Consider the following 23152-nt stretch of genomic DNA (forward strand, 5'->3'; position numbering starts at 1 on the left):
TCCTCAAGGACGTACGCGTCATCGTCAGGTGACGGCACGGCCCGGTGGCGCGGGCGCGGGCTCAGGCGCGAGCGAGCTGCTGGAGAATCTCGGCGGCCCTGTGCAGGGTCTCCCGTTCGTCCTCGTCGAGCGCGGCCAGCCGGTGGGCCAGCCATTCGTCGCGGGCCCGCTCGAACTGGTCGAGCACGGCCTGCCCTCCTTCGGTCGCCGCGAGGATGACCTGTCGGCCGTCGGTCGGGTGGGGGGTCCGCCGCACGAGGCCACGGTCCTCCAACTTCGCGACGATCTTGGTCATCGTCGGTGGCTGCACCCGTTCGATCTCGGCCAGTTCCCGGGGCGTCATCCCGCCCGCCAGCCGCAGGCTGGTGAGCGCGGAGACCTGGGTGACCGTGAGGTCGCCGACCGGCCGGGCCCGTCGGACCCGCCGGTTGAGTCGGGTGATCGCATCTCGCAACTGGGGAGCCAGCTGCGCCGGTGGCACGCGTTCCGCCGTCACCGTCCGCTCCGTCACGTTAGTTAGCTTAACTAATGAGCCTGGCTAACGACATCCGTTATGACCAGGCTCACGGGGATGTTTGTGCTGTTCCGGGCGGGGAATCACGGTCGACCCCCCGCCCGGACGACACCGGTCAGAGCACCAGCGACTCGATGGGCCCGCGTAGGAAGTACAGCACGAAGAGGGCGGCCACCCCGTACAGCAGCGGGTGGACCTCCCGGGCCTTACCCCGGGCCAGCTTCACCACCACGAAGGTGATCAGACCGGCGCCGATCCCGTTCGAGATCGAGTAGGTGAACGGCATCAGCACGATGGTGAGGAACGCGGGAATGGCGATCTCGTAGTCCGACCAGTCGATCGTCCGTACCGCGGTCATCATCAGGAAACCGACCACCACCAGCGCCGTCGAGGCCGCCTCGAACGGCACGATCACCACCAGCGGCGCTAGGAACATCGCCAGCAGGAAGAGGGCGCCGGTGACCAGGTTGGCCACGCCGGTCCGGGCCCCCTCCGCGACACCGGCCGCGCTCTCGATGTACGACGTGTTGCTGGAGGTGCTGGCCGCACCGCCGGCCGCCGCCGCGATCGAGTCGACCAGCAGGATCTCCTTGGCCCTCGGCGGGGTGCCCTTCTCGTCGAGCAGGCCACCCTCCTGGCCGACCGCCACCATCGTGCCCATGGTGTCGAAGAAGTCCGTGATGAGCAGCGTGAAGATGAACATCAGCACGACGACCCAGCCGGCCCGACCCCACGAGTCGAGCACGTTGAACTTGCCGAGCAGCGACAGGTCCGGCACGTCGACAACCGTCTTGGGCAGCTCCGGCACGTTCAGCGCCCAGCCCTTCGGATTGGGCTTGCCGTCGACGAACGACGGGCCGATGTTGCCGATCGCCTCCACGATCACCGCCAGCACGGTGGACGCGAGGATGCCGATCAGGATCGCGCCCCGGACCCGGCGCACCACGAGCACCAGCGTGAGCAGCAGGCCCACCACGAAGACCAGCAGTGGCCAGCTCACCAGCTTGCCGCCGACGCCCAGGCCGACCGGAACGGTGGTGTTGGCGGCGTCCGGGAGCCGTCGGACGAAGCCGGCGTCCACCAGACCGATGATGGTCAGGAAGAGGCCGATGCCGACGCCGATCGCCGTCTTCATCTGCGTGGGCACCGAGCGGAACACCGCGGTACGCAGACCGGTCAGCACCAGCACCGCGATGATCACACCCTCGATCACCACGAGGCCCATCGCGTCGGCCCAGGTCATCTCGGGAGCGATCTCGTACGCCACCAGGGCGTTGACGCCCAGACCGGCGGCGAGCGCCAGCGGGAACCGGCCGACGACACCCATCAGGATGGTCATCAGGCCGGCGACCAGTGCCGTCGCGGCGGCCAGCGCCGGAATCGGGAGAGTCTTGTTGTCACCGTCGACCGCGCCGCCCAGGATCAGCGGGTTGAGCACGACGATGTACGCCATCGTGAAGAAGGTCGCCAGGCCACCTCGTACCTCACGGCTCAACGTTGAGCCGCGGGCGGAGATCTCGAAGAACCGGTCGAAGCCGTTACGCGGTTGAGCGGAGTTGGGAGGTGTGTCGTTCTCGGGCGGCGCTACTGCCATGAGGACCTCACAGGTGATCTTCCGGTTGTCGCGCGCATCGTCCCAGATCGCTGGCGGGCAGGGGAAGTGCATCGCGTACGCTTGCCCGATGCCGAACGACCAGCCACCGCGCCCCGCGCCGCTGGACCCGCCGATGGTGCCGTTCGCCGTCGCCGGCCTGATCGCATGGGCGGTCGTCGGACTGGTGCTGCTGGTGTTCTTCCGGGGCTGGCTGACCGAACACGATCACGAGAACTGGCTCTGGACCTGCCTGGCCGGTTTCCTGTGGGGGTTCCCCGGCCTCGCCGTCATGCTGCGGCACGACGCCAACCGACGCCGTCGCCGGGCGAGCTGAACCATCGGCCCGGGCCGGAGCGCCGCTCAGGGGTGCCCGTACGGCTCCGCCGGCTCCCCCGCCTCGACCGAACCCGGCGCCCGGCTGACCGACATGGCCTCCACGGCGCTGTCGTCGTACACCGTTGGTAGGTCCTCGACCGCGGTCTCGGCGGCCTCGATCAGCGTCTCGGAGTGCGCGCCGCAGCCATGGTCGGCGCTGACCACCCGGCCGTCGTCGGGCGCGTAGAAGTTGCCGCACGCGCCGAACGCCTGCCGCATCGCCCCGGCCAACGGCAGGTAGAAGCCGCAGGTGCCGCAGCGGGCGGCGGCCGGCGCGGCGGTGGAGATGGCCGCCGTCGGGCCGTGCTCGCCGTCGTACCAGCGCTGCGCCGCGTCGGCCCGACCCTCCCGGGAGAGCACCCGGGCCCGACCGAGACCCAGCTCCCAGGCCGTCTCCTCGACCGCCGGGTCGTCGGAGAGCAGGTAGCCGGGGACCAGCCGCTCATCCTCCGGAGCGGTCGGCAGCAGGTCACCCGGGCCGAGGTCACCGGGCTTGAGCCGCTCCTGCCAGGGCAGCCAGCCCGGCGCGAGCAGCGCGTCCGGACCGGGCAGCAGCACCGTCTCGCAGATGGTCACCGTACGGCTGCGCGGGACGCGGGTGACGGTGACCGCCCACCGCCAACCGCGGTAGCCGGCGAGGCGGCACTCGAAGTAGTGGGTGACCAGCCGTTCGCCCTCGGACACGACCTGCAGGTGGTCGCCGACGTCGTCGGCGTCCACCTCGGTGATGCCGGCACGGGCCACCTCGACGGCGGCGGCGCAGACCTGGTCGAGACGGGCGGCACGGGTGGAGGCGGGCCTGGTCACCAGACCATTGTTCCCCATGCTCCCCGCAGGGGTGACAGGGACTCCCGGGGAAGCTTTCGCCGCGACTGATGCGGCACACCTGCGTCGGATGGGCGAGGATGGTGCACATGCCGCCGTACTCCCACTCCGGGCGATCCCTCCTCGGGCGGACCGTCGGCACCGGCATCCGGGCCATCCGTCTGCTCCTGCGCGGCTCGGTGGGCAGCGGCCGCTGGGTGACCCGCCGGGCCGGTCACGCCCGGGCGCGGGGCGCCGGCGGCGAGGTGGGCATGGTCCGGCTGTTCGACCTGCACGCGCTCTCCTGCGCGGGTGACACCCTGATCGCGATCGGCCTGGCCGGGACGATCTTCTTCAACGTGCCGCTGGGTGAGGCCCGCAGCAAGGTCGCGCTCTACCTGCTGGTGACCATGGTGCCGTTCGCGATGCTCGCACCCGTGGTGGGGCCGCTGCTGGACCACTTCCGGCACGGCCGGCGGTACGCGCTGGCCGCCACCATGCTCGGCCGGGCGTTCCTGGCCTGGCTCATCTCGGACTACATCCACGGCTTCGGGCTCTATCCGGCCGCGTTCGGTGTTCTCGCGCTGTCGCGCGCCTACGGCGTGGCCCGCTCGGCGGCGGTACCCCGGCTGTTGCCGGAAGGGCTGGGCCTCTCCCAGGTGGGCGCCCGGGCCAGCGTGTACGGCACGGTGGCGGGCGCGCTCGTGGCCCCGATCGGGTTGGCCGCCTTCTGGTTCGGGCCGCAGTGGCCGCTGCGGGTCGCGTCGGTCATCTTCCTGATCGGCATGGTGATCTCGCTGCGGCTGCCCCCGAAGGCGGACTCGGAGCCACCCGAGCGCGTCCCCCGCGCGCTACGCGCCCTGAGCCGTCGGAAGGACCGGCCGCTGGGCCGGGGCCGGCCCGCCGGACGGCTGGTGATCGCCACCCTGATCGGCGCCGCGACCCTGCGTGCCGTGTACGGCTTCCTGCTGCTCTTCCTCGCCTTCGCCATCAAGAAGGGCGATCTGACGACCGGGGTGTTCGGTCGGGACCTGGGCGCGGAATGGGCGCTGGGGTTGATCGGCGGCGCTCTGGCCGTCGGCAGCTTCCTGGCGACCGCGGTCGGCACCCGGTTGCGCATCCACCGGCCGACCGCCATCCAGTCCAGCAGCATGATCATTGTGGCGGGGGTGGGGGTACTCACCGTCATCCAGTTCTCGCTGCTGATGGTGGCCCTGCTCTGCCTGGTCACCGCGCTGGTCAGCGGAGTGGCCAAACTCGCCGTGGACGCCTCGATCCAGGAGCGCATCCCGGAGCGGTTGCGGGCCAGCTCCTTCGCCCACTCCGAGACGGTGCTCATGCTCGCCTTCGTCGCCGGTGGCGGGCTCGGGCTGGTGCCGTTCGCGGGCCGGACCGGCATCGCGGTCGCCGCCGGGGTGGGCATCGTGGCCGCCGTCCGGGGAGTGCTGGTCGCCGCTCGGCTACGCACCGAGAAGCTGGCCGGCCGGCCGCTGGGTGACGACGAACTGATCGAGGACGAGCCCGAGGTCGCCGCCCCCGAAACCATCGACCCCGAAACCATCGCGCCCGAGACCGTCGCGCCCACCTCGCCGGCGCCACCTCAGGCCACGTCGCAGCGGCACGACGAAGCGGGGCTCGCACCGCCGGGCTACCACATCTACCGGCCCTCTTCGTCGGTCGGCGGCCCAGGTGGGGGCGCGGACGACGAGACCCGCCGCGAGTCCCCCGGCTCGCTCTCGTGACCGGTCTGCTGGTGGTGACCGCGGTGCCGGCCGAGGCGGACGCCGTACAGGCCGGGCTGACCGCCACCGACGTGACCGTCGCCCCGGTCGGGGTGGGCCCGGCCGTCGCGGGTGCCGCCACCGCGCGGCTGCTGACCCTGGCCGAGGCGGCCGGTCGTCCGTACCGTGCGGTGGTCAGCGTCGGCGTGGCCGGCGGCTTCACCGGTCGCGCAGCCGTCGGCGACACCGTGCTCGGCACCGCGAGCATCGCGGCCGACCTGGGCGCCGACTCACCGGACGGCTTCATCGGTATCGAAGATCTGGGCATGCCACCGGCGCTGCTCGGCGGCGGCAGCGTGGTCCCCGCGGACCCGGCGTTACTGGCAGCGCTGCGAGCCGCCCTACCCATGGCCACGATCGGCCCGGTGCTCACGGTAAGCACCGTCACGGGCACCGCCGCCGGCACCGAGGAGCTACGCCGGCGGCATCCGGAGGCGGTGGCCGAGGCCATGGAGGGGTACGGGGTGGCCGTCGCCGCCGCACAGGCCGGAGTGCCCTTCGCCGAGCTGCGCACCATCTCCAACCCGATCGGCCCGCGCGACCGCGACGCCTGGCGGCTGCGCGAGGCCCTCACCGCCCTGACGAAGGCGGCTCCGGCGCTGGGCTGACCCCGGGCACGCCGTGGACGTCGAGCGCCGCGCCCACATCGATCGCCTCCCCTACGACTGCCACCCGCTCATGGTTTCCCCACAGTGGACACCGTCAACAGGCCTGGCCCCGACTGTGGATAACCCTGTGGACAACCTCCCCGCCGCTGTGGGTATCCCCTTCTGTCGACCCTGTCGAGCTGCCCGAGAATGGGGCGGCCCGTCCCACCGGCCCTCTCGGGGCCCGCCCTCTCGGGGCCCGCCCTCTCGCTGCCCACCCACGCCGCGCACCCCACCACAACCACCCCTCCGCGCCCGCCCACGCCGCATCACCGACCGCCGCCCGCCGCCCGCGACCGCCCCACCCACCTGCCACGGGTCCTTTGCTCTGCTTCAGCGGAGGCGACACTCGGCGGCTGCTGGTGTTGCGCGGGTTGAAGCAGAGCAAAGGACGTCAGCCTCACCCGCCCTCGCCCGGACTGGACGGGAGGCCGGGACGCCGGTCCGTCGTGGATCACAGTGGGCGGGGTGTGCGCGGGCTGCCGACCGGGTGCAGGGCTAACGTGAAGGGCGTGGCGCTCTCCCTGGCGATCTCGCCCTGCCCCAACGACACGTTCGTGTTCGACGCCCTGGTGCACGGGCGGGTGCCCGGCGCACCGCCGGTCGAGGTGACGTACGCCGACGTCGACGTCACCAACACGGCGGCCGAGCGGGGCGCGTTCGACCTGGTGAAGGTGAGCTACGCGGCGCTGCCGTGGCTGCTCGACGACTACCACCTGCTGCCCTGCGGTGGCGCGCTCGGTCGCGGGTGCGGGCCGCTGGTGCTCACCCGGGGCGACCGCGCCGACCTGACCGGTGCCACGGTGGCCGTGCCGGGCGACCGGACCACCGCGTACCTGCTGTTCCGGCTCTGGTCGGCCGGACGGCCGCCGGCCCGGATCGAGGTGGTTCCGTTCCACGAGATCATGCCGGGCGTCGCGGCCGGCCGCTACGACGCGGGCCTGGTCATCCACGAGGCCCGTTTCACCTACCACCGGCACGGCCTGACCGCGCTCGTCGACCTCGGCGAGTGGTGGGAGGCCGACACGGGCCTGCCCATTCCCCTGGGCGCGATCCTGGCCCGTCGCGGCGCGGTCGACCCGGAGGCCGCCGCCGGATGGATCCGCGAGTCCGTCCGGCAGGCCTGGGCGGACCCGACGGTCAGCCGGGAGTACGTCCTCGCGCACGCCCAGGAGATGGAACTCGACGTGGTGGACCGGCACATCGGCCTCTACGTCAACGAGTTCACGGCCGACCTGGGTGAGGCCGGCTTCGCCGCGGTGACGGCGCTCCTCGACCGCGCCGCCACCGCCGGGCTGGTGCCTCAGACCTCCAGCTCGCGTGCGACCGCGTGGACCAGCTGAGCGATCTTCTGCGCGGTCTTCTTGTCCGGGTACCGTCCCCGACGCAGGTCCGGCTGGACCTTCGCCTCCAGCACCTTGATCATGTCTTCGACGAGGCCGTGCAGCTCCTCGGCCGGCCGGCGCCGCAGCTCCGCCATCGACGGCGGCGCGTCCAGCAGCTTCACGCCCATGGCCTGCGCGCCACGGCGGCTGTCCACCACGCTGAAGTCGACCCGCTGACCACCCTTGAGGTCGGTGACGCCCGCCGGCAACGCGCCCTTGGGCAGGAACACGTCACCGCCCTCGTCGCTGGTGACGAAGCCGTATCCCTTGGCCGTGTCGTACCACTTCACTCGACCCGTAGGCACCTGAAAACCCCTGCTTCACTTGAGCCGCTACTGCTCCAAGGCTAGCTGGATCATGCCGTCGAGCGCCGCTGGGAATCCGGTGAGATCGTCCAGCACGACGCTCGCCCCCGCCGCACGCAGCTCATCCGCGGAGCACGGGCCCGTCGCGACGGCGATTCCGGGCACCCCGGCGACCCCCGCCGCCACCATGTCCGCCACGTGATCGCCCACGTAGTGGGTAGCGCCGTGCTCCCGCAGGGCGGTCGCCTTCTGCTCGGCGAACAGGTCACCGGCGAGCTCGTCCACCACCAGGCCGAGGTGGTCCAGGTGCAGCCGGGCCAACCGGGCGATCTTGGAGGTGACGACGAGCACCCTTCCGCCCCGGGCGCGGATCGCGTCGATGGCCTCCCGCGCGCCGGGCATCGGGACCGTCGGGGTGATCGCGTACGCCGGGTACAGCTCGCGATACAGCAGGACGGCCGACTCGACCTGCTCCGGTGGGAACCAGTGCGCGATCTCGGTGCGCAGCGGCGGGCCGAGGCGGGACACCGCCAGGTCGGCGTCCACCGGAACGCCCGTCCTCGCGGTCAGCGCCCGGTACGCCGCGGCGATGCCGGGGCGGGAGTCCACCAGGGTCATGTCGAGGTCGAATCCGACGGTCGGTGCAGACATGCCGAGAAACCTACTCGCCGACGCACAGCCGGCCGTACGTCCGAGGGGCGCGACCGGCCCACCCCGGGCTAGCGTGGAAAGACGATGACCACCTCACTCGCCGACCATCTGCGGTCGCTGCCCGACGAGTCACTGGCCGCACTCCTGCAACTGCGGCCGGACCTCGTCGTGCCCGTACCGGCCGACATCTCCGCTCTGGCCATCCGCGCCCAGTCCCGGGTCTCGGTGGCCCGCGCGCTAGACGGGCTGGACCAGTTCACGCTGCTGATCCTGGACGCCGGCCGGCTCACCCGGCACCCGGACGAGGGCACGACCGCCACCGACACGATCCTCGCCATGGCGACCGCCGGGCCGCACCCACCGGCGCCGACCGCGGTCCGGGCCGCCGTGGGTCGGCTGAGGGCGCTGTTCCTGCTGTACGGCCCCGAGCACGCCATGCACGTGGCGGCCGCCGTCGACGAGGTCTCCCCGTACCCCGCTGGACTTGGTCGACCCGCCGCGGACCTGGACGTTCGCGCGGCCGCTCTCTGCGCGGACCCGGCGAAACTGCGCCGGACGCTGCTCGCGGCGCCCCCGTCGGCCCGGGCGATCCTGGACCGGCTGGCGGCCGGACCGCCGGTCGGTAGCGTGCCCCCGGGCGCGTTGCAGGCACCGGCGATCGGCGCGCAGGACGACGTCCTCGCCGACCCGACCAACGGCGGCGCGCCCACCGGCTCACCGGTGCGCTGGCTGGTCGACAACCGGCTGCTGGTGACCGTCTCGGCCGGCTCGGGGACGGCTGGCGGCACCGTCGAGCTGCCCCGCGAGGTCGGCCTCCTACTGCGGCGCGACAGCGGTCCGCTCGGGCCGTTGCAGACCAGCCCGCCATCGGTGGCCGCCGCTCCCCGCGAGCCCAAGATGGTTGACTCGGCCGGCGCCGGGCAAACCATGGAGGTGGTCCGGCACACCGAGGGACTGCTGGAACAGCTCGCCGCCGAACCCGCCCCGGTGCTGCGGTCCGGTGGCATCGGCGTCCGCGACCTGCGCCGGCTGGCCCGCACCGCCGGCCTGGACGAGCCGACCACCGCGCTGCTGCTCGAGGTGGCGTACGCGGCGGGGCTCGCCGGTGAGATGGAGATGCCCGGTGCGACCACCGGTCGGTACGGGGCGGACCAGCAGGTGCTGCCGACCGGCGGGTACGAGGTGTGGCGGGCCGGATCACTGGCCCAACGGTGGGAGCACCTGGCCCGCGCCTGGATGACCATGACCCGGCAGGTGGGGTTGGTCGGGCGACGTGACGACCGGGACCGGCCGATCACCGCGCTCTCCGCGGAGGCGGAGCGGGCCGGCGCGCCGGCAACCCGCCGGGCGGTGCTCGGGGTGCTCGCCGACCTGGAGCCGGCGACCGCGCCCACCCCGGAGGAGTTGCAGGCCCTGCTGGACTGGCGGACGCCACGGCGCAGCCGGGGTCGGGAGGCCGCCCACCGGGAGGTGCTGGCCGAGGCGGCGCAGCTCGGCATGACCGGGCTGGGGGCGCTCACCTCGTACGGACGGTTGTTGCTGGGCGAGCTGACGTCGACCGACGAGTCCGGCGGCGACCCGCTGGGGCTGCACGCGGACACCGAGAGCGGCGATCCGTCCGGTGCGGCGCGGGCGTTGGACGCGCTGCTGCCCGCACCGGTCGACCACTTCCTGGTGCAGGCCGACCTGACCGTGGTGGTGCCCGGGCCGCCCGAGCCGGCGCTCGCCGCCGAGTTGGAGGCGACGACGGAACTCGAGTCGGCCGGCGGGGCGAGTGTGCACCGGGTCACCACGGCGAGCGTCCGGCGGGCGTTGGACGCCGGTTACACGGCCGACGACCTGCACGAGTTGTTCCGTCGCCGCTCGCGTACCCCGGTGCCGCAGGGGCTCAGCTACCTGGTGGACGACGTGGCCCGTAAGCACGGCGGGCTGCGGGCCGGCTCGGCCGGGGCGTACCTGCGCAGCGACGACGAGGCGCTCCTCACCGAGGTGCTGGCCGACCGGCGGCTGGAGTCGCTGACGCTGCGTCGGCTGGCGCCGACGGTGTTGACCACCCCGTACCAGGTCAGCCGGATGCTCACCGCGCTGCGCGAGGCCGGGTACGCACCGGTGCAGGAGGACGGCACGGGCAGCACGATGCTGATCCGGCCACGGGTCCGCCGCGCTCCGGCGCGGGTAGGGGTGGCCACCAGGACGCTGGACCCGCTGGCCACCCCGAAGCTGCCGATGCCCCGGCTGCTCGGGGTGGTGGAGCACATCCGGCGGGGCGAGGCGGCGGCACGGGCGGCCCGTCGCGCCCCGGCGGTGGTCCGGGGTGGGGCGGCGGGGCTGGGCGGTGGCCCGGTGCCGGCGCACACGCACAGCGAGGCGCTCGCCGTGCTCCAACAGGCGGTCCGGGACCGGGCGCTGGTCTGGGTCGGGTACGTGGACGCCCACGGGGCGACCGCGTCGCGGCTGGTGAAGCCGGTCTCGATCGGGGCGGGTTACCTGCGCGCCGAGGACGAGCGGACGGAGATGCTGCACACCTTCGCGCTGCACCGGATCACCGCGGCGGTGCTGGCGGACTGAGCGGCTCCGGTTCTCCCGTGGTCGCTCAGCGGCGGCTGCGTCGTACGGTGCCGACCACCGAGACGAGCAGCAGGAGGGCGAAGCCGGCCCCGGCCGACTCGCCGACCGAGTCGACGAAGCCCTGTTGGAGCACCAGCCACCCGAAGAGGAACCACCCGAAGAGCAGCGCTGCCGCGAAGGCGTACGCGAACACCGTCGCGCGGGACACCTCGTCGGGCGGCGCCTGCTCGTACTGCGCGACCACTTCCCGGTCGACCGTCATACCCAGCCTCCCCGCCCGGTCTGGCCCTGGACTCCCAGCGTGACACTCCTGCGACCGGTGTGACAGGGGATAAAACCCCGAAGTGGGGGCGTGTCGCTCAGGTGCCGGGGCGGCGACCGATCAGCACCACGCGGGTGCCGACCTTGCCCAGCTCCCACATCCGGACGGCGTCGGCGTGCAGCAGGTTGACGCAGCCGTGCGAGCCGATCGACTTGTCGTGCAGGTAGGTGGTGGTCTCGTGGAAGCCCATGCCCTCGGTGAAGTGCTGCCAGTAGGGCAGCCACACCTCGTACGGGTCGGACCACTCCTTCGGGTTGCGGAAGTTGACCGTGTACGTGCCGGAGGGGGTGCGGTAGCCGGACATTCCGGTGCGGGTCACGGTCGGCGCCATGACCACCTTGCCGCCCCGCATCGCCCAGACGGTCTGCCGGGTCAGGTCCACACAGAACGTGGTGCCGGCGCCGGCCTGGCAGCGGCTCGTGTAGGTGGTGGCGAGGCGCTGGGCCACGTCGAGGGTGGTCGGTCCGGCGCGACCCTCGACGGGGCGAATGCCGTACCTCTGCTGGAACTTCTTGATGGCGGCGCAGTCGGCGGCGGACTGCCGCCCGTCGACGGTGACGGCCCCGAACCCGCCGAGGCGGGCGAGGTACGTCTCCACCGCGCGCTGGTGCTGGCCCTGCGGGCAGCCGGCGGCGGTCGGCGCGCCGGTGCTCGGGGTCGACGCCGCGCGGGTCGGTTTCGGCGTGGGTTTTCGAGAGGGTTTCGGTACGGGTGACGGTGTGGTGGGCCGGCCGTGCTGGGCCGGCCCGGACGTGCCGCTCGCCCCCGATGCCTGCTCCGCCGCACCGACCGGGGCGGCTCCCCCGCCACCACTCCCGCCGGACCGCGGATCGAACGTGCACGCGCCGGTGCCGACCAGCACGACCACCACCAGGGCAAACAGCCGGGAAGTGTGCCGGACACGCCTCATGGCACCTCCCCTGGACAGTTGTCCCTTTCCTAGACGTTCGTAAGTGCCGTCCTGGTTGCATCCGGTGAGCATCTTTCTTGGGACGTTCTCCGTCGTGCAACACTGGATGGTCGGCCAGCGGCGGGTATGCGACCGCCGCGGTGCCGAGGGCCAACCGAGGAGAGGACGCTGGCGTGAGTGGTGGACCCCTGATCGTGCAGTCGGACAAGACGCTGCTGCTGGAGATCGACCACCCCGACGCGCAGGCCTGCCGGATGGCGATCGCGCCCTTCGCCGAGTTGGAGCGGTCTCCGGAGCACGTGCACACGTACCGGCTGACCCCGCTGGGGTTGTGGAACGCCCGCGCGGCGGGGCACGACGCCGAGGGCGTGGTCGACTCGCTGATCAAGTACTCGCGCTACCCGGTGCCGCACGCGCTGCTTGTCGACGTGGCCGAAACGATGGACCGGTACGGCCGGCTCCAGCTCGCCAACGATCCCGCGTACGGGCTGGTGCTGCGGGCGCTCGACCGGCTGGTGCTGATCGAGGTGGCCAAGAGCAAGAAGCTCGCCGGCATGCTCGGCGACAAGATCGACGACGACACGATCCGGGTGCACCCGTCCGAGCGGGGCCGGCTCAAGCAGGCGCTGCTCAAGCTGGGCTGGCCGGCGGAGGACCTGGCCGGCTACGTGGACGGCGAGGCGCACCCGATCGAGCTGGCCGAGGCCGGCAAGGACGGGCGTAAGCCGTGGACGCTGCGGTCGTACCAGCGCGAGGCCGTCGAGGCGTTCTGGGCCGGCGGGTCGGGCGTGGTCGTGCTCCCCTGTGGGGCCGGCAAGACCCTGGTCGGCGCGGCGGCGATGGCCGAGGCGAAGGCGACGACGCTGATCCTGGTCACCAACACCGTCGCCGGCCGGCAGTGGAAGCGCGAGCTGATCGCCCGCACGTCGCTGACCGAGGAGGAGATCGGCGAGTACTCGGGCGAGCGCAAGGAGATCCGCCCGGTCACCATCGCCACGTACCAGGTGCTCACCTCCCGCAAGGGGGGCGTGTTCACCCACCTGGACCTGTTCGGCGCCCGCGACTGGGGCCTGGTCGTCTACGACGAGGTGCACCTGCTGCCCGCGCCGATCTTCCGCTTCACGGCGGACCTCCAGGCCCGCCGCCGGCTGGGCCTGACGGCCACTCTGGTACGCGAGGACGGCCGCGAGGGCGACGTGTTCAGCCTGATCGGGCCGAAGCGGTACGACGCGCCGTGGAAGGACATCGAGTCGCAGGGCTGGATCGCCCCGGCCGAGTGTGTCGAGGTCCGGGTGACGCTGACCGACGCGGAGCGGATGTCGTACGCGACGGCGGAGGCCGAGGAGCGCTACCGGATGGCGGCGACCGCGCGCACCAAGCTGCCCGTGGTCAAGGCCCTGGTCGACCGGCACCCGAACGACCAGGTGCTGGTGATCGGCGCGTACATCGACCAGTTGCACCAGATCGGCGAGTACCTGGACGCGCCGATCGTGCAGGGCTCCACCACCAACAAGGAACGCGAGCGGCTGTTCGACGCGTTCCGCACCGGTGAGCTGCGCACGTTGGTGATCTCCAAGGTCGGCAACTTCTCCATCGACCTGCCCGAGGCGGCGGTGGCGATCCAGGTGTCCGGCACGTTCGGGTCACGGCAGGAGGAGGCCCAGCGGTTGGGCCGGGTGCTCCGGCCGAAGGCCGACGGCCGGCAGGCGCACTTCTACACGGTGGTCTCCCGGGACACCATCGACACCGAGTACGCGGCGCACCGGCAGCGCTTCCTCGCCGAGCAGGGGTACGCGTACACGATCGTCGACGCCGACGACGTCCTCGGCCCGTCCCTACCGTCCTTCGAGGCTTGATCGACTCGGTTTCCTGGAAACCGGGGTGTCCCGAGCGCCCCGACACCCCGCCTTCCTGGAACCCGAGTTGACCAAGCTCAGCGGGAGAAGCGGTCCACCAGCACCGCGAGCCGCCGGGCGTGGCCCTCCCGGCGGAGGCGGTCGCTGCGCATCAGCGTGACCAGACCGTGCAGGGCACTCCAGAACGTCTCGGTGAAGATCTCCAGGTCACCGTCCCCGACGAACGGGCGTACCGTCTCGGCCAACTCGGCGAAACCCCGGGCGAGGTCGGTCGGGACGTCCGAGCTGGCGAACGGCAGGTCCACCGCGAGGGTGAACATCGCGTCGTAGAGCGCGGGCCGCTGCTCGGCGAACGCCACATAGGCCGCCGCGACGTCGGCGACCGCCTGTCGCGGGTCGGCGGCGGAGGCGCGGGCGGTCACCAGCGCGGTCGCCAGTTCGGCGAAGCCCTCGACGGCGACCGCCGCCATGATGGCGTCCTTGCCCTTGAAGTGGCTGTAGAGGACGGGCTGGCTGTACTCGATCTCGGCGGCGAGCCGCCTGGTCGTCACCGCGTCCCAGCCTTCCGCCAGGGCCAACTCCCGGGCGGCGGCGACGATGGCGCGTTCCCGTTCCGCCCGCTCGCGCTCTCGGCGCGTCTGAGTCGACATGACAGCAATGCTAGCACCGCTAGCGAATCTGCCGGCGCTCTGCTAGCGTCGCTCTTGTATCTAGCAGCGCTAGAAATTGGAGCGGATCATGTTGTCACCCCTGGCCTACGGACTCGCCGTCGTACTCAGCCTCTTCGTCCTCTTCATCGGTGCACGGTTCCTGCTGGTGCCGCGGGCCGCAGCCGCCGGGTACGGCGTACCGGTGCGGCCGGACGGCGATATCGCCTATCTGACGGTCAAGGGGCTCAAGGACGTCACCTTCGGCCTGCTCGGCCTCGCCCTGATCGCCTTCACCACCGCCGATGCGGTCGCGTGGTACATGCTGATCGTCGCGCTCGTCCCCCTGGGCGACACCCTCATCGTGCTGCGCAACGGCGGAACGAAGGCCGTCGCCTTCGGCATCCACTTCGCAACGGCCGTAGTGGTCCTCCTGAACGCCGCCCTCCTCTTCGCCCTGTAGCCCGGCCCACCCCCACCCCCACCCCCAGGCTTCCCCTGTTGATCAAGAGGTTCCCGTCAAATTCCGGCCGATCGGTGACGCGAACCTCTTGATCAACAGACTGGTCGGGGGGTGGGGTGGGGTCAGGACGTGGGGGGTGGGCAGCGGTCGGGGAGGGTGACCTCGCCGGGGTGGTGGTCGAAGGTGTCCATCGTGAACCACTCGTCCAGCTCGGGGTCGAAGAGATTCTGGAGGCCGAACTGGAGCACCTGCCACCACCGGCTCGGGTCCCGCTGGTCGACGTAGATGTCACCGAGCGCCAGCGGGAACCGGAAGAACTCCCCCGGCACGGTCGAGCCGCCGACCACGCCCACCCGCCAGTGGTCCACGTGCCGGTCCTTCGCGCCCTGAAGGATCTCCGGGCCGACATAGCGGGACGTCTTCAGCTTGTCGTTGAAGATCTGCCGGTTGAAGAACCCCGGCACCTTGCTGCACGGGCGCGGCGGGAAGAGCGGGATGTTCGGCCACTTGTAGGTGAGCGTGTAGAGCGTGTTTTCGTAGATCAGGTTCGTGAACCAGATCGGGTGCTCCGGGCCGCCGGCGATCATCTGACTGTTGCCGTCGCGGCCCTGCCAGCTGAACGGCACGTCGATGCCGAGGTCCCGCACGACGTACCGGCCGGTGCCCCGGAAGTCGGCCGGGAGCAGCGGTGGGCGCGGCTCGCGCGGCACGGGGACCACGTCGCCGTCCGCCCGAGCCACGCGAGGCGGCGGCGCGGCGGCCGGGCCGGGCGCGACCACGCCGAGCGCGAACAGCCCGCCGGCTACCGCCGCAACCACAACCCGAGGTGTACGCCTCGACGCCATCGGCCCTCCGCCAGTGTCGACAGTGGCCGACGCCCCGACCGCGCCCGCCTCCGGCGAAGCGTAGGAGCAGGGCAAACGTGAGAGCGGGTGGAACGGATGGCCTCCACCGGACGGGTGACGCACCCGCGCGGCCCCTGAACACGGTGGACCGCTTCTCCCGGTGGGCGGGGCCGCCCCGGGCCTTGATTGACTCGGCTTCCGGGAAGTCGGGGTGTCGGAGCGCTCGGGAGACCCCGGCTTCCAGGAACCCGAGTCGATCAACGAACACGCCGGCCCGGGACCAGCATCGGTCCCGGGCCGGCGTGCACGCGGACCTGCCTACTTGATCAGCTTCCAGGGGCCGTTCGGGTCGCCCGGCTCCTGGCCGCGCGTCCACCACTTCGCCTCGTAGACGTGGCCCTTGAAGGACACCCGGTCGCCGGCCGTGTACACCTTGGTCAGCGTCCAGGCGGCCGGGCTGTTGTCCGGCGGGGTCGGGGCGATCTCCTCCCAAGGGCCGTTGCGGTCACCCGGCTTCTGGTTGCGGGTGTACCACTGTGCCCGCCACTTCCTGCCGTCGTACATGGCGAAGTCGCCCGAGTTGAAGATCCGCGACGCGGTCCAGATCGCCGTACCGTCCTCGGTCATGGCGATTTCCTGCCACGCGCCGTTGGCGTCCGCACCCGGCTTCTGGTTCTTCGTGTACCAGGAGGCCCGGAAGACCCGACCCTGGTAGGTCACCCGGTCACCGTCGTTGTAGACCGTCGACGAACTCCACTCGGCGGGCAGGTTCACCGTCAGGGTGGCGGTGGCCTCGACCGCGGTGAGGTGGTCGTCACCCGCGTACGACGCGGTCAGCGCGTGCTGGCCGCTGGCCAACCCCACCGGCAGGGTGAACGTCGCCGAGCCGTTGGTCAGCGTGGCCGAGCCGCGAACGGTCGTACCCTCGCGCAACTCCACCGCGCCGGTGACCGGCGTGCTGCCGGCCGCGACCTTGACGGTCACCGTCGCCGCCGTGCCCCAGGCGGTCGGGGTGGTGGTGACGGTCATCGTCGGGACCCGCTTGGCGGTCGTGAACACCGCCGGCTGCGCCACCGCCTCGCCGCCGTCGGCGCTCTTCGCCGACACGACCCAGCCGTACGAGGTGCCCGGCAGGAGCTTGTCCCACGTCGTCGTGGCCACACCGTTCGAGGTCACCTCGTCGGTGCCGATCGTGCCGGCCGGCACGTACGCGGCGAGCGAGTCGGTGGTGAACGACGTCTTGCGGGTGCTGAGGTCCACCGGCAGGGTCAGGTTGTCCTCCGCGCCGTTGTAGCGCGGCTTGGGCTGGCTGCCGTCCTGGCGGATGTCGTACTCGGTCGCCCCGAAGTTCTTCAGGAACGGCGAGTACGTGTCGATGTGCATCTCGGCCCGGTCCACGTCGAACTGGAGCAGCCGCAGGAAGCTCGCGCCGAACTGCAACCGGTCGGTGGCCTTGTGGTCCGGCGTGCCGTCGCCGTTCACGTCGATCGTGCCGTCGGCGGCGACCTGGTTCGGCCACAGCTCGGCGGCGGCGACCGTGTAGAACTGGTAGTCGGCCAGCAGCTCGACGACGTCGTGGCTGACCGTCACGCCGATCTTCGACTTCAGGTTGGTGCCGACGCCGTGCTCGTGACCGGCGAGGACCAGGAAGACGTTCGGGTTGGTCTCGACGACCTGCTTGAACAGCGGCGAGCCGTCCGGGGCGGAGAAGTCCGCGCCACGACCGTCGGGGTTGGCCGACGGCTTCAGGTAGTCGTGCGAGAGCAGGATCCCGTTGCGGTCCTTGTACCGCTTGAAGATCGAGTCGGCCCACTTGGCCTCGGCCGGCGTGACGCCGTACGACAGGCCGACCGCCACGAAGTCCAGGCCACCGGCGGAGAACAGCAGATAGTTGTTCTGGTTGTCCCTACCCGGCGTGACCGAGCCGTCGGCGTTGGTCCGCTCGTCCCAGGCGTGGTATTCGGTGCCCTTCGGCCAGGACTTCGCCGTCCCGTAGTACCGGTCGGCGCTGAAGGTGCGGCTGAACCGGGAGTCGGGGCCGGTCTCGGCGCCCAGCTGGTCGTCGTGGTTGCCCGCGATGACCTGGTTGACGACACCGTTGTCGTCGAGGATCTTCTGGAAGCCCGAGGCGGTGGCGAGTTCCTTCTGCACCTGCTCGTGCAGACCGGGCCGCTTCAGCGAGCCGTCCGGGTTCTTCGCCAGCGGGTCGTAGTAGTCGTTCTCGATGACATCGCCGGTGTGTGCCGCGTACGCGATCTTGCGGCTCTCCGCGTTGTCGGCGATCCACTGCATCTGGTCGCGGTACGCGGCCGACCAGATCGCCTGCTCCTCGGCGGTTTCGACGTCCGAGGGCTCGACGTTGCCGTCGAAGTCGTCGTACGTGCCGCCGGCCGCGCCCTCGGTGACGTACTGGGTGTCGGTGAAGTGCGCCAACGAGAAGTCGTACGACGCGGGGTCCTCGAAGCGGTCCTTGTCGTTCTGCGCCGTCGCGTCGCGCGGCGACAGGTCGTCGGCGAACGGGTCCTCGCCGGTGACCAGCACGTGCACGACACCGCCGTCGCGGTAGCCGGCCTCGACCGACGAGGTGAGGACGGTGTCCTGCCCGGCCCGCCCACGGGAACTGGTCAGCACGACCCACTTCCCGGTGGCCGGGTTCCAGGCCCGCAGCGCCACGATCCGCGCCGGGTCGATGCTGCCCGACCAGCGCAGCGTCGGCTCCTGCTTGCTGGCGCCCAGCGCCAGGTCGTACCGCTGGAAGACCACCCCGCGGCTGGACGGGCTGTCGATGGTCGCGCCATCGAGCGGACGCAGCGTGGTGACGTCCACGCTGCGGTCGTGCTGGACGTCGAGCGTGGTCGGCACGTCGGCCGCCTCGCCCTGGTAACCCTTGGTCGGCAGGACGACGTCGGCCTTGGTGAAGGTCGCGGTCAGCCCGACGCCCTCGGCGCCGGGGATCCGGGCGGACAGCTCCGCCGAGAGCGGGTCGGTGTTCTTGACCGTGGCGTTCAGCTCGGTCGGGACGTCCGGGATGCTCGCGCTGCTGAAGCGCACCTCGCGGGTCGCGGTGTTGCCGAGCGCGTCGGTCGCCGTCATCGCGATGACGTGTTCGCCGGCCGGCAGGCCGTGACCGATCTGGTCGCCCTGCTTGACGGCCGTGCCGTCGAGCGTGATGGCCGGCGTGCCGACCACCCCGCTGGCGTCCTTGACGCTGATGTCGAGCGCCACCGTCGACGTCAGCCGCTGGCCGGCTGCCGGAACGCTGCTGGCGATCTCCGGGGCGGTGTTGTCGGTGGTGAACCGCCGGGTGGAGGTCTTGTCGCCGACGACCGCCTTGATGGTGTGGGGGCCGTCCGCGATCGTCGTGGTGTCCACGTCGGCGCGCTTGCCCAGCGCCGGCAGCGCCGAGCCGTCCGAGGCGGTGACGTCGAACAGGACCATCGTGGTGAGGACGCCGTTGAAGCTGCTGCCGCAGGTGCCGTCACCGACGTACGTGGTGACGGGCGACCCGGCCGGGTAGGTGGCCGAGCCGATGGCGACGGTCGTCTGCGCGACCGAGCGGGTCAACTTGGTCGCCTTCGCGCCACTGGGCAGCAGTTCGAAGTCCCGCAGCGTGAAGTCGTCGTAGTTGTCGCAGCCACCCGGCTTGGCGCTGCCGTGGTCGCTGCCGGCGACGAACTCCAGGGCGTTGACGCCCGGCACCAGCCACTCGTTCGGGAAGGTGAGGTCGGCGGTCTCCTTCTCCCACATCCCGATCTCCAGCGGGATGCCGTTGACGAGCACCTTGTTGTCGTACCCGTTGTCGCTGCCGTTGCCCCCGACGAACATCTTCAGGTGCGCGTCGCCGGCGGCGGCCAGGGTGTCGACGGTGCGCGTGGTCGGCGCGTCCGCGATGGTGAAGTGGAACTCGGCGTCCTTGTTGGCGCCGCAGGTGCCGTCGCCGAGCGCCAGGGACGCGGCGGTCGTCTCCGCCTTCGTCACGGTCGTGCCGCTGGTGGTGACGAGGTACGTGGTGCCGGCCGTCACCGTGCCCGCCGTGCTCAGCGTGAGGCTGGTGGCCTCCCGGGTGAGCTTGAAGTCGTCGTGGTTGGCGCAGGTCGCGCCGTTGAGCGTGCCGTTGTAGTCACCCGTCTTCACCTGGACGACGTTGTCGCCGAGGTGCAGGAACCGGTTCGGGAACGCCAGCCGCACGGCCTCCGCGCCGAGCGCGCCGTAGTCGCCGCCGAGGTCGACGCGGTGGCCGTTGACCAGCGCGTAGTTCTGGTAGCGAGCCTCGATCGAGTTGCCGGCATCGACCGCGAGGCCGAGGGTGGCGGTGCCGGCGGCCAGCATCTCCGCGTTCTCGGCCGGCTTGTCGTCGATCGCGAGCGACTCGACGCGGTCCTTGCCGGCGGTCGCGAGCGCGGCGATGACCGGCTGGGTCCCGTGTACCCGAGCGCCGTCACCGGGGGTGACCACCGCCGCGCCGGCCGGGGCGTTGTTGACGTCGACCGTCACGCTCGTCTTCGCGCCCGACAGGGCCGTCGCGCTGACGGTGTGCGTACCGTTGGTGAGCTTCGTGGTGTCGAGGTCGGTACGCAGGCCGGACGTGCTACCCGGTTCGCCGGAGATGACGAAGGTCAGGTCCTGGTTGAGCAGCTTCGCCGAGCTGCCGCAGGTGCCGTCGCCGAAGTTGTAGCTGAACAGGTTCTGCTCGCCGTCGGCGACCACGCCGAGGAGGCTGAGGCTGATGCTGCTGAGCGCGTAGTCGTCGTAGTTGGGGCAGCGGCCACCCTCACCGTTCGGCAACTCCTGGTAGCCGACGGCGGTCTTCGTTGTGGTGTCGACCCAGTTCGCTCCGGCGTGCACCGAGACGGTGTTCGCGCCCGGCTTCAGCCAGTCGCCCGGGAAGTCGAGGGTGCCGACCCGGCCGCCCGGTACGTCCGGGAAGTAGACCCGGTCGGCCTCGGCGGTGTGCCCGTTCACGGTGAGGTAGTTGCGGTAGCGGGACTCGGTGCCGTTGCCGCCCATCTCGAACGCGAAATGGGCGGTGCCGGCGGTCTTGTCGGCGCTGATCTTCTCGCCGTCGACCGCGAGCGTGGTCACCGAGTCGTTCTCGATGACCGGCTCGACGACGACGGGGAGCGTGCCCTCGACGTTCTGCCCGGCACTCAGGTTGATCAGCGGCGTGGTGGCGCTGGCCGGCACGGCCTCCGCTCCGGCCAGCGCCGGATGCAGGGTCGTCGCCGGTCCGGCGATGAGGATGAGCGCCATCGCGGACAGCAGTCCGCGTGTTCGCTTCCGGCGCGCACGTCTGTCGTGCGTCATGGCGGGGTTTCTCCTTTGTTGAGGTGCGAGGAACCGCCGACGCCGTGAGGCCGACTGCGGCGGGCAGAGGGGACCGCCCTGGTGGCGGCCGGTCTCAGGACGACGGTCGGACGCGGGTGAGCCGTCGGCGACGTACCTGGCGTCGCAGCAACGACCCGACGGCCCCGAGCAGCAGCAGCGGACCGATGCTTCTGGCGGCCTTCCAGGCGGTGGTGGGACCGTGATCAGCCGCGCTCGTTGGAGTCGCCGCGCTTGTTGGGGGTGCGTCGCCGAGCAGCCAGTCGTGGGAGTACTCGTCGGTGCCGTACACCTGGCGTTTGCCCTCGGGCCCGGTCGCCACCGTGCGGTACGCGGGGTCGAGGTCGGTCAGCATCCGGACCTCGACGCGGGCGATGCCGACGGCGCCCCAGCAGGTGTAGTCGACGTCCACACCGGAGTCGCTCGTCTTTCCGACGACGCCGGCGCATGCCCGACCGTCGCTGCTGACGGTCATCTGCTTGAGCAGGTAGTTCGCGAACGGCTTAGATCCGGCGAGGATCGTTGCGTCCGTCTCCCGGGTGTCGACGGCACCGTCGAGCAGAACGCGGTCCTGCGGCAACAGGCCGAGGTGGACGCCGAGGAGGGTCAACTCGTCGACGCTGCCGGCCTTCCACGTCAGGTGCACCACGTCGGGGCGGGCCGCGTCCGCCGCAATGGTCACGGTCTGCGGATAGCCGTACGGGTGAGCGTCGGCGGGTACCGCCGTGGCGAGCAGGGTGAGGGTGAACGCCGCCGAGATCACGACACGGCGGGGCCACCGAGCGGTTGCGGGCATGCCAGCGCTCCGGTCTACAGGGCTGTGGCACGCCGGTGGGCGCGGCCGTTCAGTGACCCTGCCGGCCGTTGGCGAACTCGCCAGGCGAGCTTGATGAGAAACGGGCGCAGCGGGGATGAACAGTTAGTTGATCAACTGCGCTCCCTCAGGCGGCGCTGAGCTTCCGTAGGACGTACTGGTTGAGGCTCATGCCGTCCTCGGCGGCGTGGATGGCCAGCTCGCGGTGCAGGCTCTCGCCGACGCGCAGGTTGAACTTGCCTGAGTAGCTGCGCTCGGCGAACGGCTGCGGCACCGCCTCGCCCTGCTCCTCCATGTCCGCAATCACTTCACGCAACAGGTCCTGAAGCCCTTGTAGAGCCTCGATCTGGGAAGGGGCCAGCCAGGAGAGGGACGGGAACTCAGCGCAGGTGGCGACGAACTCGCGGTCCTGGACCGACCACGTAACGCGGTAGGTGTAGTGGGACACCTCAGGATGGGGATCGATCTGCATCACATGGCCTCCTTTTTGTCGATCGCCTTGAGCACTTGCCGTACCTGATACGCCTTGGCCTTCCCGTGGTCGTTCTGGATGTTGACGCGTGGATCGCCCGGCCAGGGCATCTTGAACACCGCGTGGGAGGTGCCGGCCTGCCGCGGCTTCCCGAAGTAGTGCTCGCACACCCCGTAGAGATCGTTGTAGGCGATGTTCTGCTGGCTCTTCCGCATCGCTTCAACGAGCTTGTCTATGGACGGCACAGGCCGATGGTACTGCTAGCGGTACCATCGCCACAACGCTTCGCCGGATGGGGTTGACGGAGTTTCTGGTACGCGAGGACGGCCGCGAGGGCGACGCGTTCAGCCTGGTCGGGCCGAAGCGGCATTCCTCGCCCCTCGCCGTCGCATACGACATCCGCTCCGCTAGCCAGGCAACCTGCGGCTGGGCAACTTCACACACGTGGTGGTGAACTTTCCCGACACTCCGCGACGGCTTGAGATTCATCTGGGTGTCTACGTCGTCGACGCCGCAGGAAACTAGAACTGGCCAGCTCGCCCCATCGGCGAAAGTCAGCGGCGGCTGGACTCCGCGACGAAGACGCCGCGCCCCGGACGGCCGACCAGGACACCCTGCTTCCGCAGCCTCGCCACCGCCCGGCTGATCGTGGACTGCGAGACGTCATACGCATCCGCCAGCGCCCGACCAGAAGGTAGCTGCGACCCCGGCGGGTACGTCCCGTCCTCGATCTTCTCCATGAGCGCGTCGAGCAGCTCGTCCATCGTCGGCGGAATAGGCACGTCCGGGCCCCTTGCAGTCGGTTGGCCCAGCCAGTATTGATCAGCCGTTTCGACGCAGGCAACACACGTAGCACGAGTGACATAAGTGGGTAGCT

At 71.1% G+C, this 23152-nt stretch carries 21 protein-coding genes; 7 read left to right on the forward strand and 14 right to left on the reverse strand.

Going from position 1 to position 23152, the window contains the following annotated elements; all coding sequences use genetic code 11:
• Positions 1–61 precede the first annotated feature (61 nt).
• Positions 62–511, reverse strand: coding sequence for a MarR family transcriptional regulator (locus ABZ272_RS08295; protein WP_355049191.1), 450 nt, complete (start codon positions 509–511; stop codon positions 62–64).
• Between the two features lie 118 nt (positions 512–629).
• The gene (locus ABZ272_RS08300; protein ID WP_355049192.1) at positions 630–2108 is read right to left on the reverse strand and encodes an NCS2 family permease; all 1479 of its coding nucleotides are present in this window, start codon (positions 2106–2108) and stop codon (positions 630–632) included.
• An 88-nt stretch (positions 2109–2196) separates the two neighbouring features.
• Between ABZ272_RS08300 and ABZ272_RS08305 the strand changes: the two genes are divergently transcribed.
• Positions 2197–2442, forward strand: coding sequence for a DUF2530 domain-containing protein (locus tag ABZ272_RS08305; protein ID WP_355049193.1), 246 nt, complete (start codon positions 2197–2199; stop codon positions 2440–2442).
• A gap of 26 nt (positions 2443–2468) precedes the next feature.
• Here the strand turns inward: ABZ272_RS08305 and ABZ272_RS08310 are convergent, their stop codons facing one another.
• A complete protein-coding gene (locus ABZ272_RS08310) occupies positions 2469–3308 on the reverse strand; it encodes a DUF3027 domain-containing protein (RefSeq protein ID WP_355049194.1) in 840 nt (279 codons plus the stop codon).
• 89 nt (positions 3309–3397) lie between these two features.
• On the opposite strand from ABZ272_RS08310, the gene ABZ272_RS08315 reads away from it, so the two are divergent.
• From ABZ272_RS08315 to ABZ272_RS08325, 3 genes are all read left to right on the forward strand, one after another.
• Positions 3398–5029 carry an MFS transporter gene (locus ABZ272_RS08315; RefSeq protein ID WP_355049195.1) on the forward strand — a complete coding sequence of 544 codons (1632 nt, stop codon included), beginning with the start codon at positions 3398–3400 and terminating at the stop codon, positions 5027–5029.
• On the forward strand, positions 5026–5676 hold the full coding sequence (locus tag ABZ272_RS08320; protein ID WP_355049196.1) for a futalosine hydrolase: 651 nt from the start codon (positions 5026–5028) through the stop codon (positions 5674–5676). The genes ABZ272_RS08315 and ABZ272_RS08320 overlap by 4 nt, the downstream gene beginning before the upstream one ends.
• A 551-nt stretch (positions 5677–6227) precedes the next feature.
• Complete coding sequence (locus tag ABZ272_RS08325) at positions 6228–7058, forward strand: 1,4-dihydroxy-6-naphthoate synthase (protein ID WP_355049197.1); 831 nt, start codon at positions 6228–6230, stop codon at positions 7056–7058.
• Here the strand turns inward: ABZ272_RS08325 and ABZ272_RS08330 are convergent.
• Positions 7019–7405: a cold shock domain-containing protein gene (locus ABZ272_RS08330; RefSeq protein ID WP_088986676.1), complete on the reverse strand. Its 387-nt coding sequence runs from the start codon at positions 7403–7405 to the stop codon at positions 7019–7021. The genes ABZ272_RS08325 and ABZ272_RS08330 overlap by 40 nt on opposite strands.
• 27 nt (positions 7406–7432) lie before the next feature.
• Complete coding sequence (locus tag ABZ272_RS08335) at positions 7433–8056, reverse strand: HAD hydrolase-like protein (protein ID WP_355049198.1); 624 nt, start codon at positions 8054–8056, stop codon at positions 7433–7435.
• A gap of 84 nt (positions 8057–8140) precedes the next feature.
• Between ABZ272_RS08335 and ABZ272_RS08340 the strand changes: the two genes are divergently transcribed.
• Positions 8141–10624, forward strand: coding sequence for a helicase-associated domain-containing protein (locus tag ABZ272_RS08340; RefSeq protein ID WP_355049199.1), 2484 nt, complete (start codon positions 8141–8143; stop codon positions 10622–10624).
• Positions 10625–10649: 25 nt separating this feature from the next.
• On the opposite strand, the gene ABZ272_RS08345 is transcribed toward ABZ272_RS08340, so the two are convergent.
• Complete coding sequence (locus ABZ272_RS08345) at positions 10650–10886, reverse strand: hypothetical protein (RefSeq protein ID WP_355049200.1); 237 nt, start codon at positions 10884–10886, stop codon at positions 10650–10652.
• 97 nt (positions 10887–10983) lie between these two features.
• Positions 10984–11856, reverse strand: coding sequence for a L,D-transpeptidase family protein (locus tag ABZ272_RS08350; protein WP_355049201.1), 873 nt, complete (start codon positions 11854–11856; stop codon positions 10984–10986).
• Positions 11857–12029: 173 nt separating this feature from the next.
• Here ABZ272_RS08350 and ABZ272_RS08355 point away from each other — a divergent pair, with 173 nt between their 5' ends.
• A complete protein-coding gene (locus tag ABZ272_RS08355) occupies positions 12030–13712 on the forward strand; it encodes a DNA repair helicase XPB (RefSeq protein ID WP_355049202.1) in 1683 nt (560 codons plus the stop codon).
• A gap of 77 nt (positions 13713–13789) precedes the next feature.
• Here ABZ272_RS08355 and ABZ272_RS08360 read toward each other — a convergent pair whose 3' ends face one another.
• On the reverse strand, positions 13790–14362 hold the full coding sequence (locus tag ABZ272_RS08360; RefSeq protein WP_355049203.1) for a TetR/AcrR family transcriptional regulator: 573 nt from the start codon (positions 14360–14362) through the stop codon (positions 13790–13792).
• Between the two features lie 88 nt (positions 14363–14450).
• Here ABZ272_RS08360 and ABZ272_RS08365 point away from each other — a divergent pair, with 88 nt between their 5' ends.
• Positions 14451–14822 carry a DUF4267 domain-containing protein gene (locus tag ABZ272_RS08365; protein ID WP_355049204.1) on the forward strand — a complete coding sequence of 124 codons (372 nt, stop codon included), beginning with the start codon at positions 14451–14453 and terminating at the stop codon, positions 14820–14822.
• Between the two features lie 122 nt (positions 14823–14944).
• Here ABZ272_RS08365 and ABZ272_RS08370 read toward each other — a convergent pair whose 3' ends face one another.
• From ABZ272_RS08370 to ABZ272_RS08395, 6 genes are all read right to left on the reverse strand, one after another.
• Positions 14945–15640: a hypothetical protein gene (locus tag ABZ272_RS08370; RefSeq protein WP_355049205.1), complete on the reverse strand. Its 696-nt coding sequence runs from the start codon at positions 15638–15640 to the stop codon at positions 14945–14947.
• Positions 15641–15985: 345 nt separating this feature from the next.
• Positions 15986–20971, reverse strand: coding sequence for a carbohydrate-binding protein (locus ABZ272_RS08375; RefSeq protein WP_355049206.1), 4986 nt, complete (start codon positions 20969–20971; stop codon positions 15986–15988).
• A 94-nt stretch (positions 20972–21065) separates the two neighbouring features.
• A complete protein-coding gene (locus ABZ272_RS08380) occupies positions 21066–21785 on the reverse strand; it encodes a hypothetical protein (RefSeq protein WP_355049207.1) in 720 nt (239 codons plus the stop codon).
• Between the two features lie 145 nt (positions 21786–21930).
• Positions 21931–22275 (reverse strand): type II toxin-antitoxin system HicB family antitoxin, encoded by a 345-nt coding sequence (locus ABZ272_RS08385; protein WP_355049208.1) that lies wholly within the window; start codon positions 22273–22275, stop codon positions 21931–21933.
• On the reverse strand, positions 22275–22520 hold the full coding sequence (locus ABZ272_RS08390; protein WP_355049209.1) for a toxin HicA: 246 nt from the start codon (positions 22518–22520) through the stop codon (positions 22275–22277). The genes ABZ272_RS08385 and ABZ272_RS08390 overlap by 1 nt, the downstream gene beginning before the upstream one ends.
• 309 nt (positions 22521–22829) lie before the next feature.
• On the reverse strand, positions 22830–23039 hold the full coding sequence (locus ABZ272_RS08395; protein ID WP_355049327.1) for a winged helix-turn-helix domain-containing protein: 210 nt from the start codon (positions 23037–23039) through the stop codon (positions 22830–22832).
• Positions 23040–23152 lie beyond the last annotated feature (113 nt).

The organism is Micromonospora sp. NPDC005979, from assembly GCF_040614415.1.
In the GTDB taxonomy this organism is placed as follows: Bacteria; Actinomycetota; Actinomycetes; order Mycobacteriales; family Micromonosporaceae; genus Micromonospora.